The sequence below is a fragment of the Monashia sp. HAY1-11D genome (genome assembly GCF_056868035.1).
Genome location: NZ_CP200320.1, coordinates 3,443,683 through 3,459,823, shown reverse-complemented (window position 1 = coordinate 3,459,823; position 16,141 = coordinate 3,443,683). Strand labels below are relative to the sequence as shown.

At 70.4% G+C, this 16,141-nt stretch carries 11 protein-coding genes and 2 pseudogenes; 11 read left to right on the top strand and 2 right to left on the bottom strand.

What is annotated here, in order from left to right; all coding sequences use genetic code 11:
* Positions 1–287: 287 nt before the first annotated feature.
* From purU to AC1VM9_RS15995, 5 genes and pseudogenes are all read left to right on the top strand, one after another.
* The gene (purU, locus tag AC1VM9_RS16015; RefSeq protein ID WP_483123333.1) at positions 288–1,154 is read left to right on the top strand and encodes a formyltetrahydrofolate deformylase; all 867 of its coding nucleotides are present in this window, start codon (positions 288–290) and stop codon (positions 1,152–1,154) included.
* A 53-nt stretch (positions 1,155–1,207) separates the two neighbouring features.
* Positions 1,208–2,292 (top strand): annotated as a pseudogene (locus AC1VM9_RS16010) (S-(hydroxymethyl)mycothiol dehydrogenase).
* The gene (locus tag AC1VM9_RS16005) at positions 2,289–2,921 is read left to right on the top strand and encodes an MBL fold metallo-hydrolase (RefSeq protein WP_481340077.1); all 633 of its coding nucleotides are present in this window, start codon (positions 2,289–2,291) and stop codon (positions 2,919–2,921) included. The pseudogene AC1VM9_RS16010 and the gene AC1VM9_RS16005 overlap by 4 nt, the downstream one beginning before the upstream one ends.
* Positions 2,922–2,948: 27 nt before the next feature.
* On the top strand, positions 2,949–4,154 hold the full coding sequence (locus AC1VM9_RS16000; protein WP_483123332.1) for a cysteine desulfurase family protein: 1,206 nt from the start codon (positions 2,949–2,951) through the stop codon (positions 4,152–4,154).
* Positions 4,155–4,271: 117 nt separating this feature from the next.
* Complete coding sequence (locus AC1VM9_RS15995; RefSeq protein ID WP_483123331.1) at positions 4,272–6,602, top strand: ATP-binding protein; 2,331 nt, start codon at positions 4,272–4,274, stop codon at positions 6,600–6,602.
* 101 nt (positions 6,603–6,703) lie between these two features.
* Here the strand turns inward: AC1VM9_RS15995 and AC1VM9_RS15990 are convergent.
* A pseudogene (locus tag AC1VM9_RS15990) lies at positions 6,704–7,379 on the bottom strand (GntR family transcriptional regulator).
* 156 nt (positions 7,380–7,535) lie between these two features.
* Here AC1VM9_RS15990 and glyA point away from each other — a divergent pair.
* From glyA to AC1VM9_RS15960, 6 genes are read left to right on the top strand one after another with little or no spacing between them, the layout of a single operon-like run.
* The gene (glyA, locus tag AC1VM9_RS15985) at positions 7,536–8,885 is read left to right on the top strand and encodes a serine hydroxymethyltransferase (protein WP_483123329.1); all 1,350 of its coding nucleotides are present in this window, start codon (positions 7,536–7,538) and stop codon (positions 8,883–8,885) included.
* Complete coding sequence (locus AC1VM9_RS15980; protein ID WP_481340061.1) at positions 8,882–10,102, top strand: sarcosine oxidase subunit beta family protein; 1,221 nt, start codon at positions 8,882–8,884, stop codon at positions 10,100–10,102. The genes glyA and AC1VM9_RS15980 overlap by 4 nt, the downstream gene beginning before the upstream one ends.
* A gap of 19 nt (positions 10,103–10,121) precedes the next feature.
* Positions 10,122–10,433 (top strand): sarcosine oxidase subunit delta, encoded by a 312-nt coding sequence (locus AC1VM9_RS15975; protein WP_481340057.1) that lies wholly within the window; start codon positions 10,122–10,124, stop codon positions 10,431–10,433.
* Between the two features lie 2 nt (positions 10,434–10,435).
* The gene (locus AC1VM9_RS15970) at positions 10,436–13,468 is read left to right on the top strand and encodes an FAD-dependent oxidoreductase (protein ID WP_483124035.1); all 3,033 of its coding nucleotides are present in this window, start codon (positions 10,436–10,438) and stop codon (positions 13,466–13,468) included.
* Complete coding sequence (locus AC1VM9_RS15965; RefSeq protein WP_483123328.1) at positions 13,461–14,186, top strand: sarcosine oxidase subunit gamma; 726 nt, start codon at positions 13,461–13,463, stop codon at positions 14,184–14,186. The genes AC1VM9_RS15970 and AC1VM9_RS15965 overlap by 8 nt, the downstream gene beginning before the upstream one ends.
* Positions 14,186–15,583, top strand: coding sequence for an L-serine ammonia-lyase (locus AC1VM9_RS15960; RefSeq protein WP_483123327.1), 1,398 nt, complete (start codon positions 14,186–14,188; stop codon positions 15,581–15,583). Before AC1VM9_RS15965 ends, AC1VM9_RS15960 begins: the two co-directional genes overlap by 1 nt.
* A gap of 154 nt (positions 15,584–15,737) precedes the next feature.
* On the opposite strand, the gene AC1VM9_RS15955 is transcribed toward AC1VM9_RS15960, so the two are convergent.
* Positions 15,738–16,088 carry a hypothetical protein gene (locus AC1VM9_RS15955; RefSeq protein ID WP_481340046.1) on the bottom strand — a complete coding sequence of 117 codons (351 nt, stop codon included), beginning with the start codon at positions 16,086–16,088 and terminating at the stop codon, positions 15,738–15,740.
* Between the last annotated feature and the right edge of the window lie 53 nt (positions 16,089–16,141).

Genomic DNA, 16,141 nt, shown 5'->3' with positions numbered 1-16,141 from the left:
ACCCTTCTCCATGGAGAACAGGCGAGCGAATGCTGTCTCTCATTGCGCACCTGTTTGCTAATGGTGCAACAGAGTGGCCCCGGTCTGTGCGACTGTCAAGACCCTGCGGCATACCCGAAAGACCGGACCGGTAATCACGTCGACGGCCGAACGAACGGCCGTCCGTGACCCCACCTGCCTCAAGTCCTGCGCCTGCGGTCGGAGTGCTTGACCCGAACCACCATCGACGGCAGACTGTTGCGTATTGCTCTTCGTGTTGTGTAATACGCATCGTTTGGAGGACCCACATGGCACCTCGCCCCGCGGCCGGCAGCGAGTACGTCCTGACCATCTCGTGCCCGGAGGCACCCGGGATCGTCTACGCCGTCAGCAGCTTCCTCGTCCAGCAGAACGGGAACATCAGCCAGAGTCAGCAGTTCGACGACCGGCTCAGTGACACGTTCTTCATGCGGGTCCAGTTCAGCGTCGTCAACGGTGACCTTGCCCAGCTGAAGGACCGTTTCGCGAGGGTCGCCCAGGCCTTCCAGATGTCCTGGCAGCTCCACGACGCCGCGACGCCGACCCGTACCCTGATTCTGGTCTCACGCTTCGGGCACTGCCTCAACGACCTTCTCTACCGCGCGCGGATCGGTGCGTTGAACGTGGAGATCGCCGGCGTGGTGTCGAACCACCGAGACTTCGAGGACATCGTCACGACGTACGGGGTGCCCTTCCACCACATCCCGGTCACGCCGGACACCAAGGAGGAGGCCGAGGCCCGGCTCCTGGCCCTCGTCGACGAGCTCGACGTCGACCTGGTCGTGCTCGCGCGGTACATGCAGGTCCTGTCCGACGACCTGTGCACCAAGCTCGAGGGCAAGGTCATCAACATCCACCACTCGTTCCTGCCGAGCTTCAAGGGGGCCAAGCCCTACCACCAGGCGCACGCCCGGGGTGTGAAGCTCATCGGCGCGACCGCGCACTACGTCACGGCGGACCTCGACGAAGGCCCCATCATCGAGCAGGACGCCGCCCGGGTGGAACACTCGCTCGAGCCGGACGAGCTCGTCGCGGCCGGCCGCGACGTCGAGGTCCAGGTGCTTGCCCGGGCGGTGACCTGGCACACCGAGCACCGCGTGCTGCTGGGCCAGAACCGCACCGTCGTGTTCCGCTGACCGTCCCTCTCCCGAGCCATCCACCGATCGCCCTCCAGAAGGAGCCATTTCTCATGCCAAGCACCGTCAAGGGAGTCATCGCCCGCGCCAAGGGTGAGCCCGTCGAGGTCGTGGACGTCATCGTGCCGGACCCCGGGCCCGGCGAGGCCGTCGTCACGATCCAGGCCTGCGGCGTCTGCCACACCGACCTGCACTACCGGGAGGGCGGCATCAACGACGACTTCCCCTTCCTGCTCGGCCACGAGGCCGCCGGCGTCGTCGAGTCCGTCGGCGACGGCGTCACCGAGGTCGCGCCGGGCGACTTCGTCATCCTCAACTGGCGCGCCGTGTGCGGCCAGTGCCGCTCCTGCGCCAAGGGCAAGCCGCAGTACTGCTTCAACACGCACAACGCCACCCAGAAGATGACCCTCACCGACGGGACCGAGCTCTCCCCGCGCTCGGCATCGGCGCCTTCATCGAGAAGACGCTCGTCGCGGCGGGGCAGTGCACCAAGGTCGACCCCCAGGCGCCGGCGGCTGCCGCCGGTCTGCTCGGCTGTGGCGTGATGGCCGGCTTCGGCGCCGCCGTCAACACCGGCGGCGTCACCCGCGGGGACTCGATCGCGGTGATCGGCTGTGGAGGCGTCGGCAACGCCGCGATCGCGGGGGCCGCCCTTGCCGGCGCGTCGAGGATCATCGCCGTCGACGTCGACGACCAGAAGCTCGAGTGGGCCAAGGGCTTCGGGGCCACCCACACCGTCAACTCGAAGGACGTCGACCCCGTCGAGGCGATCCGCGAGCTGACCGGCGGCTTCGGCGCCGACATCGTCGTCGACGCGGTCGGCCGCCCCGAGACCTACGAGCAGGCCTTCTACGCGCGCGACCTCGCGGGCACCGTCGTCCTCGTCGGCGTCCCCACACCGGACAAGCAGATCACCCTGCCGCTGATCGAGGTGTTCGGCCGGGGCGGCGCGCTCAAGTCGAGCTGGTACGGCGACTGCCTGCCCTCGCGTGACTTCCCGATGCTCGTCGACCTGGCCCAGCAGGGCCGCTTCCCGCTCGCCGACTTCATCACCGAGACGATCGACCTCGACGACGTGGAGAAGGCCTTCGACAAGATGCACCACGGCCAGGTGCTGCGCTCGGTGGTCCAGCTGTGAGCGGGTCCCTGCGCGTCGACCGCGTCGTCACCTCGGGCACGTTCAGCCTCGACGGAGGCACCTGGGAGGTCGACAACAACGTCTGGGTCGTCGGTGACGAGCTCGAGTGCGTCATCATCGACGCGGCGCACGACGCCGGCCCGATCCTCGACGCGGTCGGCGGCCGCACCGTCGTCGGCATCCTGCTCACGCACGCGCACGACGACCACATCGGCGTCGCCGAGCAGCTGAGAGAGGCCACCGGCGCACCGACCTACCTCCACCCCGAGGACCGGATGCTGTGGGACCGGGTGCACGTCAACGGGCCCGACCACAAGCTCGACGACGGCGACCGGATCGCGCTGGGAGACACGCAGGTCCACGTGCTGCACACCCCCGGCCACGCACCCGGGGCGTGCAGCTTCCACGTGCCCGAGCTGGGGCAGGTGTTCACCGGGGACACCCTGTTCCAGGGTGGACCGGGAGCCACCGGACGCTCCTTCAGCGACTTCCCGACGATCATCGAGTCGATCACCGAGAAGCTGCTCAGCCTGCCCCCCGAGACCGTCGTGCACCCGGGCCATGGCGCGGACACCACCATCGGCGCCGAGGCCCCGGACCTGCCGGCCTGGCTGTCCCGGGGTCACTGACCGACCTCCGAGGAGGGCACCGGCCAGGTGACTGCCTACCTCGACCACGCCGCGACGACGCCCATGCGAGCGTCGGCCATCGCAGCCATGACCGAGCAGCTGTCGACCGTGGGCAACGCCTCGTCGCTGCACACCGCGGGCAGGGCCGCCGGCCGGGCCGTCGAAGAAGCGCGCGAGCGACTGGCCCGGACCGTCGGTGCCCGACCGTCGGAGGTGATCTTCACCTCCGGCGGCACGGAGTCGGACAACCTCGCCGTGTCGGGGACCTTCGCGGCCAGACGCGAAGCGGACCCGCGCCGGGCCCGCATCGTTGCCAGCGCCATCGAGCACCATGCGGTGCGTGACTGCGTGGAGCACCTCGTGGCCCGGCGCGGCGCGCGCGTGACCTGGGTCCAGCCGGACGCCGAGGGTCTCGTGACCCCCGCCGCCGTGCGCGAAGCCGTCGCCGCGGACCCGGAGTCGGTCGCGCTGGTGACGGTCATGTGGGCCGGCAACGAGGTGGGCACGGTCCAGCCGGTCCGCGAGATCGCTGCCGTCGCCCACGAGTTCGGTATCCCTTTCCACACCGACGCCGTCCAGGCCTTCGGGCACGTCCCGGTCGACTTCACGGCGAGCTGCGCCGACCTCATGACCATCACGGCGCACAAGACCGGTGGCCCGCTCGGTGTCGGGGCGCTGGTGGCCCGGCGCGACGCCCGGCTCGTGCCCTTGAGCTTCGGCGGCACGCAGGAGCGGCACGTTCGCGGGGGCACGCTCAACGTGCCGGCGATCCGGGGCTTCGCGGCCGCCGCCGAGGAGTCCGTGGCCGTGCGGGACGCCGAGGCAGCCCGCCTCGTCGTCCTGCGTGACCGTCTCGTCAGCTCGGCGCTCGACCTCGGTCTCGGCATCACGGTGACCGGCGCCTGGGAGCCCGGCGACGGCATCCGGCGACTGCCCGGCAACGCGCACCTGCTCGTGCCGGGCTGTGACGGCGACTCCCTCCTCCACCTGCTCGACGCTGCCGGCGTCGGGTGTTCCAGCGGGTCCGCCTGCCAGGCAGGCCTGCCGCAGCCGTCCCACGTGCTGCTCGCGATGGGCGTGCCGGAGGAGCGGGCGCGGAGCGCGCTGCGCCTCACCCTCGGGCACACGTCGACGGACGATGACGTCGACGCCTTCCTGGCGGCCCTGCCTGCCGCCGTCGAGCGGGCCCGCCGACCGCTCAGGGGCCTGGACCGGCTCGGGCTCGCCGGCTAGCTGGCAGGCGACCGGCGGCTCGCGCGCTGCGTCCCGGCTCGCGCGCTGCGTCCCGGCCCGACGCCCTCGGACAGGCGGTACCGTGGACGCGTCGGGACCCACGGAGGACCAGACCACATGACAGAGGCTCTCGCCAGCACGCAGGTCCCGGGGCACCTTCCGGCCGAGGTGACGACCTTCGTGGGCCGGCGCTTCGAGCGTCGCGCGATCCGCGAACGGCTGTCGGAGTCGCGCCTGGTCACGCTGACCGGGTTCGGCGGTATCGGCAAGACGCGTCTTGCGCTGCGCGTCGCCGCGGACCTGCGGCGGATCTTCCCCGACGGCGTCTGCTTCGTGTCGCTCGGAGCATTGAGCGAGGCGGACGGTGTGCCGGACCAGATCGCCGGGGCGCTGGGACTCTACGGGCGCTCCGCCCAGTCCGGCACGATCGCGGTCGTCGAGTACCTGAGGAAGCGCGGTCTCCTGCTCGTCCTGGACGACTGCGAACACCTCGTCGACGTGGTGGCCGTGCTGGCCGACACGATCCTGCGCAGCTGCCCGGAGGTACGGATCCTCGCCACCAGCCGAGAGCCGTTGCGGGTCGACGGTGAGGTGGTGCACGTGGTGTCACCGTTGACGTGTCCGGCGCCGGAGGAACCGGGCGCGAGCAGGCTGCAGCAGTACGAGGCGGTCCAGCTCTTCCTCGACCGTGCGCGCGCGAGCCTTCCCGGCTACGAGCTGACCGAGGGAAACCGTGCCGCTGTGGCCGCGATCTGTCGCAGGCTGCAGGGCATCCCGCTGGCGCTCGAGCTGGCAGCAGCGCGACTTCCGACCCTGTCCGCGACCGAGATCGAGCAGGCCCTGACCGACCAGTGGGAGCTGCTCAGCCGGGGCCGACGCACGGCGCCCCGTCGACACAGCACCATGGCCGCGTGCATCGAGTGGACCTTCGACCTCTGCACCCCCGCCGAGCGCAGGCTCTGGGCCAAGGCCGCCGTCTTCGTCGACGGCTTCGAGCTGGACGCCGCGGCTGCGGTCTGCTCCGCCCCGGACGACGAGGAGCCGATCGCCGAGACGCTGGCCTCCCTCGTCGACAAGTCCGTGCTCGCGACGACCCGGGGCGAGACCGCCACCCGGTTCCGGATGCTCCCCCCGATCCGACAGCGCGGCCTGACCGAGCTGACGCGCATGGGGGCCCTCGACGAACAGCAGCGCCGGTACTGGCAGTTCTTCGTGGCCATGGTCGGCAACGCGCACGACGGATGGCTCAGCGACCGCCAGCTCGCGTGGATCGACAGAGTGGGACGCGAGCTGGGCAACCTGGCGGCGGCCCTGGAGCTCTGCGCGGCCGAGCCTGACGCGCTCGACGCCGGTCGCTGGGCGTGTGCGCACCTGCTCGAGTACGTCCATGTCCACGGCGTCTTCCGGCAGGGGCGGCGCTGGTGCGAGAGACTTCTCGCCGCCGACGGCGGGGATCCGACGGCGCGGTCCCTCGCGCTGCGAAGCGCGTGCTGGTGGGCTGCCCTGCAGGGAGATGTCGAGTCGGCCGTGCCTCTTCTCGAGGAGGGCAGGGCACTGGCGAGCGGGCTGGGCGGCGAGACGGAGGTCCTCCTCACCGAGGCCGCCGGGCTGGTGACGATGTACGCCGGCGACATGGACGGGGCGCAGCGCTTGCTCGACGACGCGATCCGCGGCTTCTCGGCCTCGGGCAACGCGGCCGAGCTCGCGCACTGCTGGATGCTGCTGGCCATCGTGAGCACGTCGCTCGACGACGGGGACCGGGCCATGGCGTGCCATCGCGCCTGCCTAGAGATCACCCAGCCGGCCGGTGAGACGTGGCTCCGGTCATGGTCCCTGTGGGCAGCCGGCCTGGCGAGCTGGGCACGCGGTGAACGAGAGCCGGCGCAGCAGCTGCTGAAGGAGAGTCTGCGCCTGGAGCAGGTCATGGGCGAGCGCCTCGGCATCGGCGCCACGCTCGAGGTGCTCGCGTGGGTCGACGCATCCGCCGACCCCGAGCGGGCGGCGGTGCTCATGGGCGCGGCGCAGAACGAGTGGGACCGGATCGAGGCGTCGATCCAGACGCTTCCCGAGCTCGAGGTGCGGCACGAGTCCTCCCTCGCCGGTGTGCGTGCCTCGCTCGGGCAGGAAGCCTTCGACCGTGCATGGTCGCGCGGCCGGTCGATGCAGCAGGCGAGCGCGATCGCCTTCGCCCTGGAGGAGAGCCCCTCGAGGCGCGCGGTCCCGCGCACCCAGCCGCCGGCACCCGACGTGCTGACGCGGCGCGAGCGACAGATCGCCGGGCTGATCCACGAGGGACTCAGCAACCGGGAGATCGCCGACCGGTTGGTCATCTCCCCGCGCACGGCGGAGGCTCACGTCGAGCACATCCTCACCAAGCTCGGGTTCACCAACCGCGCCCAGGTCGCTGCCTGGTTCGCGGGTCAGTCGCACGGCTCCGAAGAGGGGTGACCTCGGCACACCCGCGGGGCCGTCGGCGCCTCCGACACGGCCGCGCGCCCGGGTGGCCCGGTCCTCCCGGCGGCCAGCTGGTACCTGCGCCCGCAGGTCCGCTAGAGAACCCGGCGGACCGAGCTTCTCGAAGTGCACGGAGTGCTGCAGCGCCAGCTGCGCAGCCTGGTCGCCATCACCACCGGCGATGGCTCGGAGCAGGTCGATGTGCTCGCGAATGTGCTCGTCGATCGACGGGAGCCGGTCGAGGACCACGCACCAGATGCGCGTCGCGAGGTTGTCGAGCCGGATGAGCGTCTCCTCGAGATGCTCGTTGCCGCAGGCGCTGTAGATGAGGCGGTGCACGTCGATGTCGTACTGCATGAGGGCCCGGTTGCTCTGACGCCGCCCGTCCATCGCGGCGATCTGGTCGGCCTTGGTCAGCAGCTCCTGCCGGCTCTGGGGGCGCGCACTCGCCGCCGCCCGCCGAGCGGCCAGCGGTTCGAGCACCGCGCGCATCTCGGACACCGCCGCGAGGTCCGTGATGTCCACCTGGGTCGCGAACGTCCCCCGGCGGGGATAGGCCACGACGAGGTGGTCGAGCTCGAGCTTCTTGAGGCTCTCACGGATCGGAGTGCGGCCGATCCCGAGCTCGAGCGCGAGCGCCTGCTCGTTGATCGGCGCACCGGGGGCGATGTCTAGCATGATCAGCCGGTCGCGGATCTCGTGGTAGGCCCGCTCGGCCATGGAGAGGTAGCCGTCCTGGCCGGCCCCGCCGACCACCGTATCGAGACTCATCGCTGCACTCCCTCTTCCGCCCGCCCTCGACCATCGCCACCCCCGTCCCGCTGAGACGGGGGCACTCAGCCCATTGACCTGCGGCCTCGTTAGACATATCGTAACACCGAGATTGATATATCAGTCGCCGACCAGACAGATATCAGGAGTGGTGAGATGACGATCGACGGACCGGGCCGAACCACGGTGCTCTCCGACCGCCCCCGTGAGGGCGTCTCCGACGGTGTCCTCGACGGGGCCCTCGCGGACCTGGACGCCGAGGTGGCGGGCGCCATCGGTCGCGAGCTGGAGCGCCAGCAGAGCACCCTCGAGATGATCGCGTCGGAGAACTTCGCTCCCCTCGCCGTCATGCAGGCGCAGGGCTCGGTGCTGACGAACAAGTACGCCGAGGGCTACCCCGGACGGCGCTACTACGGCGGCTGCGAGCACGTCGACGTCATCGAGTCCCTGGCCCTCTCACGGGTCAAGTCCCTCTTCGGCGCCGGCTTCGCGAACGTCCAGCCCCACTCCGGCGCGCAGGCCAACGCGGCGGTGATGCATGCCCTCCTGCGCCCGGGTGACACCATCCTGGGGCTCGAGCTGGCGCACGGCGGCCACCTGACGCACGGCATGCGCCTCAACTTCTCCGGACGCCTGTACAACATCGTCGCCTACGGCGTCCGCGAGGACACCCATGTCATCGACATGGCCGAGGTGGAGCGGCTCGCCCACGAGCACCGTCCCGCGATGATCATCGCCGGCTGGTCGGCGTACCCGCGTCAGCTCGACTTCGCCGAGTTCCGTCGCATCGCCGACGCCGTGGGCGCCGTCCTCTTCGTCGACATGGCGCACTTCGCCGGGCTCGTCGCCGCGGGGCTGCACCCGTCGCCGGTCCCCCACGCGCACGTCGTCAGCTCGACCACGCACAAGACCCTCGGCGGCCCGCGCGGCGGCATCATCCTGACCAACGACGCCGAGATCGCCAAGAAGATCAACTCGGCCGTCTTCCCGGGGCAGCAGGGCGGCCCGCTCGAGCACGTCATCGCCGGCAAGGCCGTCGCCTTCAAGCTCGCCGCCTCCGAGGAGTTCGCGCAGCGACAGGCACGGACGCTGCGGGGAGCAGCGATCCTCGCCGAGCGGCTTCAGGCCCCCGACGTCGCGGCGCGCGGCATCAGCGTGCTGACCGGAGGCACCGACGTGCACCTCGTGCTCGTCGACCTGCGCCACTCCGAGCTCGACGGCCAGCAGGGCGAGGACCTGCTGCACTCGATCGGCATCACCGTCAACCGCAACGCCGTCCCCTTCGACCCCCGACCGCCGATGGTCTCCTCCGGTCTGCGCATCGGCACACCCGCACTGGCGACGCGCGGCTTCGACGCGGACGCCTTCGCGGAGGTCGCCGACATCATCGCGACCGTCCTGGCCGCGGCGCCGGGCACCGCCGACATCCCCGCCCTGCGTGCGCGGGTCGACGCGCTGACCGACCGGTTCCCCCTGTACCCCGCCATCCGAGGAGGCGTGGCGTGAACCAGCGCGAGCTCCCGCAGCACCCCGACTTCCTCTGGTCCAACCCCGAGCCCAAGAAGAGCTACGACGTCGTCATCGTCGGCGGCGGGGGTCACGGCCTCGCCACGGCCTACTACCTCGCCAAGAACCACGGCATCACGAACGTGGCTGTGCTCGAACGGGGTTGGCTCGCCGGCGGCAACATGGCCCGCAACACCACGATCATCCGGTCGAACTACCTGTGGGACGAGTCCGCCGCCATCTACGAACACTCCCTCAAGCTGTGGGAGGGCCTCGAGGAGGAGCTCGGCTACGACATCTTCTTCTCCCAGCGCGGCGTGCTGAACCTCGCCCACACGCTGCAGGACCAGCGAGACTCGATCCGCCGGGTCGAGGCCAACCGGCTCAACGGCGTCGACGCCGAGTGGGTGGACGCGCAGCAGGTCAAGGAGCTGTGCCCGATCATCAACATCAACGACGACATCCGCTACCCCGTCATGGGCGGCACGTTCCAGCCGCGCGCCGGCATCGCCAAGCACGACTGGGTGGCCTGGGGCTACGCCCGCCGGGCGGACGAGCTCGGCGTCGACCTCATCCAGAACTGCGAGGTCACCGGCTTCGTCATGGACGGTGACCGCGTCGTCGGGGTCGAGACCTCCCGCGGACGGATCAACGCCGGCAAGGTCGCCCTGTGCGCCGCCGGGCACACGTCGGTCCTCGCCGACATGGCCGGCTTCCGCGTGCCCATCCAGTCCCACCCCCTGCAGGCCCTGGTCTCCGAGCTGCACGAGATGGTCCACCCCACCGTCGTCATGTCGAACCACGTGCACGTCTACGTCTCCCAGGCCCACAAGGGCGAGCTCGTCATGGGCGCCGGCATCGACACGTACAACGGCTACGGGCAGCGTGGCTCCTTCCACGTCATCGAGCACCAGATGTCGGCGGCCGTCGAGCTCTTCCCGATCTTCGCCCGGGCGCACCTGCTGCGCACGTGGGGCGGCATCGTCGACGTGACGCTCGACGCCTCGCCTGTCATGGGCCGCTCCCCCGTGGACCACATGTATGTCAACTGCGGCTGGGGCACGGGCGGCTTCAAGGCGGTGCCGGGCGCCGGCTGGGCATACGCGCACACCATCGCCCACGACGAGCCACACCAGCTGAACCGGGCCTTCGGGCTCGAGCGCTTCGTCAGCGGCGACCTCATCGACGAGCACGGCGCCGCCGCCGTGGCCCACTGACGCGAAAGGGACGTCCATCATGATGCTCATCGAGTGCCCGTACTGCGGCCCCCGCAACGAGCCCGAGTTCGCCTACGGCGGGCAGGCCCATGTCGCGTACCCCGAGGACCCGAACGCCCTGTCCGACGAGGAGTGGGCCCAGTACCTCTTCTACCGCGACAACCCGAAGGGCTCCTATGCCGAGCGCTGGGTGCACTCGGCCGGTTGCCGCAAGTGGTTCAACGTCATCCGCAACACCCGAACGTACGAGATCCAGCACGTCTACCGCCTCGACCAGGCCCGTCCGGACCAGGTCGCGGCACAACCCACCACGAGCAGGCAGGAGGCATGAGCATGGGCCTCACCTCATCCGACCAGCCCAACCGACGTCCCAAGGGTGGCGCGGTCGACCGTTCCCGACCACTGACCTTCACGGTCGACGGAAGCACCCTCACCGGGTTCGTCGGTGACACCCTCGCGTCCGCGCTCGTCGCGAACGGTCGACTGCGTGTCGGGGACTCCATCTACCTGCGCCGGCCCCGCGGCATCCTCACCGCGGGCGTCGAGGAGCCCAACGCCTTCGTCCGGGTCAACGGCGCCCACAACGAGTCGATGCTGCCCGCGACCACCCTCGAGCTGACCGACGGTCTCGACGTGACGCTCCTCGACGGCATCGGTGTGCTCGACGACCGTCCCGACCCGGCGGAGTACGACAAGGTGCACGTCCACACCGACGTCGCCGTCATCGGGGCCGGCCCGGCCGGTCTCGCAGCCGCCCGCGCGGCGTCCGCCAGCGGCGCGCGCGTCATCCTGTTCGAGCAGGACTTCGGGCTCGGCGGATCGCTGCTGTCGGACCGCACCGCGATGGTCGAAGGCCAACCTGGCGCGGAGTGGGTCGCCGGCGTCCGTGCCGAGCTCGAGGCCGCGCCCGAGACCACCGTCCTGACCCGCACCTGCGTGTTCGGCAGCTACGACAACAACTACCTCATCGCCGTGGAACGGCGTCCGGAGGGCGAGCCGTCCACCGCCAGGACGGTGAGGGACGGGGTGTCACGCCAGCGCGTGTGGCACGTCTCCGCCCGCCAGGTGGTGCTGGCGGTCGGGGCCTTCGAACGCCCGATCGTCTTCGCGGACAACGACGTCCCCGGCATCATGCTCGCCTCCGCGGCACGTGCGTACGCCGACCGCTGGGGTGCGCTGCCCGGACGGAACGTCGTCGTGTTCACCACGAACGACTCCGCCTACGAGGCCGCGCACGCGCTGATGCATGCCGGTGCGGAGGTGACGGTCGTCGACGCCCGGGAGCAGATGACCGCGCCGAGCAGTGCCCAGCAGGGTGCTCTGCGCGCCGGCATGGTCGTGCACGCCTCGTCCGCAGTCACCTCCGTCGAGGGTGTCGACGCCGTCACTGCAGTCACGGTCGCGCCCATCGACGCCGACGGCCAGCCGGTCGGGCCGGGGCAGACCCTCGAGTGCGACCTCGTGGCGGTGTCCGGCGGCTGGACGCCCAACGTCAACCTGCACAGCCAGCGGCAGGGCTCGCTTCGGTGGGACGACGAGCTGGCCGGTTTCGTGCCGTCGGGTGAGGTCCGCGACCAGCTCGTGGTCGGCGCCGGGAACGGCACCTACTCCACCATCGACTGCCTCATGGAGGGCGAACGGGCTGGGCGGGCGGCCGTGGTGGCGGCCGGGTTCTCCCTGCCGGGCGAGCCCACCGAGTCGTCGACCGAGAGCCTGGAGGCGCGTCGCGAGCGCCAGCACCGTGCTGCCGGGCAGGTCCGTCAGCTGTGGGCCGTGCCGTCTGTCGACGGGTCCTTCGACCGGCACTTCGTCGACCTCAGCCGCGACAACACCGCGGCGGACGTGCTGCGCGCCACCCACGCCGGGATGCACTCTGTCGAGCACGTCAAGCGGTACACCTCCATCAGCACCGGCGTCGACCAGGGCCGCATCGGCGGCGTCAACACGATCGGGCTGCTGACCCAGGTGCTCTCCGGCCGTGACACGGCCTCGATACCGCCGGGACAGCCCGGACAGGACCCCGCGGCGAAGGCAGACGGGTCGGGCTCGGCCGCTGCGAGGCGCCCGACCCCGGGCGCGATCGGCACGACGACGTTCCGCGCCCCGTTCACGCCGGTGGCCTTCGTGGCCCTCGCCGGCCGTGGCCGAGGCGAGCTCTTCGACGCCGCGCGCACCAGCCCCGCCCACGCGTGGCACGTCGAGCACGGCGCCCTGTTCGAGGACGTCGGACAGTGGAAGCGCCCCTGGTACTACCCGCGCAGCGGGGAGGACATGGACGCCGCCGTCGCCCGGGAGTGCCGCGCCGCCCGCGAGGGTGTCGCGTTCATGGACGCCACCACCCTCGGCAAGATCGAGATTCGCGGTGCCGACGCCGCCGAGTTCCTCAACCGCGTCTACACCAACCCCTTCCTCAAGCTGGCGGTGGGCAAGGCCCGCTACGGTGTCATGTGCACCGCAGCAGGCATGGTCTTCGACGACGGGGTCACCCTTCGTCTTGCAGAGGACCGCTTCTTCATGACCACGACCACGGGCGGGGCGGCCAAGGTGCTCGACTGGCTCGAGGAGTGGAGCCAGACGGAGTGGCCCGAGCTCGACGTCACCTTCACCTCGGTCACCGAGCAGTGGGCGACGGTGGCGGTCGTCGGCCCGCGGTCGCGCGACGTCATCGCGAAGCTCGCCCCGGACCTCGACGTGTCGAAGGAGGGCTTCGGGTTCATGGAGTTCCGCGAGACCACCCTCATCTCCGGCATCGACGCGCGCATCTGCCGCATCACCTTCTCCGGGGAGCTGGCCTACGAGATCAACGTCCCGCGCTGGTACGGGCTCAAGATCTGGCACGACGTGGCCGCCGCCGGCGAGGAGTTCGACATCACGCCCTACGGCACCGAGACCATGCACGTGCTCCGTGCCGAGAAGGCCTACCCCATCGTCGGGCAGGACACCGACGGCACGATCACGCCCCACGACCTGGGGATGGACTGGGTGGTCAGCAAGACCAAGGAGTTCATCGGCCGGCGATCGTTCTCGCGCAGCTCGCACACCTCCCCGGGTCGCAAGCAGCTGGTCAGCGTGCTGCCCGTCGACCGTTCCCTCCGGCTGCCCGAGGGAGCCCAGCTGATCGAGCCCGGGGCTCTGGGCAGCTACACCGGCAAGGGCCTGCCCGACGCCCCCATCCCGATGCTCGGGTTCGTGACGTCGAGCTACCACAGCCAAGCCCTGGGACGCAGCTTCGCGCTGGCCCTGGTCAAGGACGGCCCCGACCGCATCGGGCAGACCCTGCTCGCCTCGTTCGAGGGAACGTTCGCCGAGGTGGAGGTCCACGAACCGGTGCTCTACGACAAGGAAGGTGCACGACGAGATGGCTGAGCCGACGATCACGGAGCCCGCAACCACGGTGCGCGCAACGCCAGAGAGCCCGACCGCTCCGACGACGTCGAGCCGTGCGTCCACTTTCGGCGCCCGGGTGTCGACGGAGAGCGCCAACCCGCTGACACACCGGCGCAGCCCCGGCGCCGACCTCACGGAGCTCATGGCATCCGGCTCGCGCAGGACCGTCACCCTGCGGGAGCTGCCGTTCGCCACTCACCTGTCGCTCCGAGCCGGGTCGCCGTCCGCGGTGGAGGCTTTCGAAGGCGTCCTGGGTGCACCCCTGCCCGACCGCGTCGGGGCCGTCGGCTCCGGCGACCGTGGCCCGGGCCGCCCCGTCGACGTCATCTGGCTGGGACCCGACGAGTGGCTGGCCGTGCTCGGGGACGAAGCGGTCACCGGCGAGAGCGGACCCCAGCTGGTGGCTGCGCTGAGCGCGGCCATCGAGGGACAGCGGGGTCAGGTGGTCGACGTGTCGGCCAACCGCGCGACGCTGGAGCTGTCCGGACCCCGCGCACGCGCGGTGCTCGACAAGGTGATCCAGCTCGACCTGCACCCCCGGGAGTTCCCCGTCGGTCGTGCGGTGTCCACGCTGCTCGAGTCGGTCCAGGTCATCCTGTGGCGCACCACCGAGGACACGTGGCTGGTCATGCCGCGGGCCTCCTTCACGGAGTTCGTCACCCGCTGGCTGCTCGACGGCATGCGCGAGTTCGACTGATGGCGCTCAGCGCCCTCGACCTGTTCTCCGTGGGCATCGGTCCCTCCTCGTCCCACACGGTGGGACCGATGCGCGCAGCGCGGCGGTTCGCTCTGTCGCTGAAGGAGATCGGTCTGCTCGAGCAGACGCGTCGGGTGCACGCCCAGCTGTTCGGGTCGCTCGGGGCGACCGGTCACGGACACGGCTCCGACCGGGCGGTCCTGCTCGGTCTCGAGGCGGAGGACCCGGAGACCGTGGACACCGACCGCGCGATGGAACGGGTCTCACAGGTTCGCGCCGACGGGACCCTGTCGCTCTGTGGCAGCCACGAGATCGCCTTCGACGCGGACAACGACCTGGTGCTGCACCGACGGGAGACGCTGCCCACCCACCCCAACGGCATGACCTTCGAGGCGTACGACGGCTCGGGCCACTCGCTGCTGAGGCGCACCTACTACTCCGTGGGTGGCGGGTTCGTCGTCGACGAGGACGCATCCGGGAGCGACCGGGTGGTGGAGGACGCGACCGAGGTCCGCTACCCGTTCGCCACCGGTCGTGACCTGCTGGACCGATGCGCGGAAAGTGGCCTCAGCATCGCAGAGGTGATGATGGCCAACGAGCTGTCCTGGCGCACACGCGAGCAGGTGCGCACGCAGCTGCTGCACCTGTGGGACGTCATGCAGGAGTGCGTGGAGAGCGGCTGCACCCGCACGGAGACCACGCTGCCCGGTGGTCTCAAGGTGCGCCGCCGCGCACCAGAGCTGCGAGCACGCCTGCGCGAGCAGGAGTCCGCGGCCCGCGAGGGTGGTCAGCCCGTCCTCGACCCGCTCTGGGCGATGGAGTGGGTCAACCTCTACGCCCTGGCGGTCAACGAGGAGAACGCGTCGGGCGGACGCATCGTCACCGCGCCCACCAACGGCGCCGCCGGCATCATCCCCGCGGTGTTGCACTTCTTCACACGGTTCGTCGACGACGATGAGGACAAGGTCGTCGAGTTCCTGCTGACGGCGGCTGCCATCGGGATCCTCTTCAAGCTCGGCGCCTCCATCTCCGGCGCCGAGGTCGGTTGCCAGGGCGAGGTCGGCTCGGCGTGCTCGATGGCCGCAGCCGGCCTGTGCGCCGTCCTCGGCGGCAGCCCCGAGCAGGTCGAGAACGCCGCAGAGATCGGTATCGAGCACAACCTCGGCCTGACGTGCGACCCCGTCGGCGGTCTCGTGCAGATCCCGTGCATCGAACGCAACGCCATCGCCTCGGTCAAGGCGATCAACGCCGCCCGGCTCTCGCGGCACGGCACGGGAGAGCACAAGGTCAGCCTTGACCAGGCCATCAAGACGATGCGCGAGACCGGCCGGGACATGAAGGTCAAGTACAAGGAGACCTCCCGAGGAGGGCTGGCCGTCAACGTCATCGAGTGCTGAAGTAACGACAAGGCGCAGAGGCCGGGACCCCCCACGCCGAGCCGCTTTGACGCAACCTGCCCGCGGGCACAGCGTCGGTGCACCTTCCCGAGTCCGCGCGGGAAGCCCCAGTCTCCTGGGGGCTTCGACCAACCGTCACCTCTCTTCGGGGTGCTCAGAGGATGAGCACTACCGCAGCGGCAGCTGCTCCGGCCAGGCTCAGCACGCTGAGCACGAAGCTCATCACGGCACCGGCCGTCCAGTAGCCGGACCGGTCGCGGACGCTGGCGCCCAACATGCCGAAGCCGGCGGCGAGCACAACGCCGCCCGCGATCCAGCTTCCGAGATACCAGCCTGCGGCCAGGCCCGCCCACAACCAGCTCGACGGTACGAAGTAGGTGTACGCGCCGAACGCTGCGACCAAGGCCCCGATGACAATGAGCGTGTAGTCGACCGTGCGGTTGCGGAACAACCGTGGAAGACCTTGCTCAGTCCCCGCGCTTTGCTTCTGAAGGAGCTGCGACATCGTCTTTCACCTCCTTCCATCTCATCTCGAGCCTTGCTCATCCCGATCGAGGC

What these genes read in the sequence shown, in the direction of transcription:
- purU (WP_483123333.1), top strand. Translation starts at nt 288, where the DNA reads ATGGCACCTCGCCCCGCGGCCGGCAGCGAGTACGTCCTGACCATCTCG.
- AC1VM9_RS15995 (WP_483123331.1), top strand. Translation starts at nt 4,272, where the DNA reads ATGACAGAGGCTCTCGCCAGCACGCAGGTCCCGGGGCACCTTCCGGCC.
- glyA (WP_483123329.1), top strand. Translation starts at nt 7,536, where the DNA reads ATGACGATCGACGGACCGGGCCGAACCACGGTGCTCTCCGACCGCCCC.
- AC1VM9_RS15975 (WP_481340057.1), top strand. Translation starts at nt 10,122, where the DNA reads ATGATGCTCATCGAGTGCCCGTACTGCGGCCCCCGCAACGAGCCCGAG.
- AC1VM9_RS15970 (WP_483124035.1), top strand. Translation starts at nt 10,436, where the DNA reads ATGGGCCTCACCTCATCCGACCAGCCCAACCGACGTCCCAAGGGTGGC.
- AC1VM9_RS15965 (WP_483123328.1), top strand. Translation starts at nt 13,461, where the DNA reads ATGGCTGAGCCGACGATCACGGAGCCCGCAACCACGGTGCGCGCAACG.
- AC1VM9_RS15960 (WP_483123327.1), top strand. Translation starts at nt 14,186, where the DNA reads ATGGCGCTCAGCGCCCTCGACCTGTTCTCCGTGGGCATCGGTCCCTCC.
- AC1VM9_RS15955 (WP_481340046.1), bottom strand. Translation starts at nt 16,088, where the DNA reads ATGTCGCAGCTCCTTCAGAAGCAAAGCGCGGGGACTGAGCAAGGTCTT.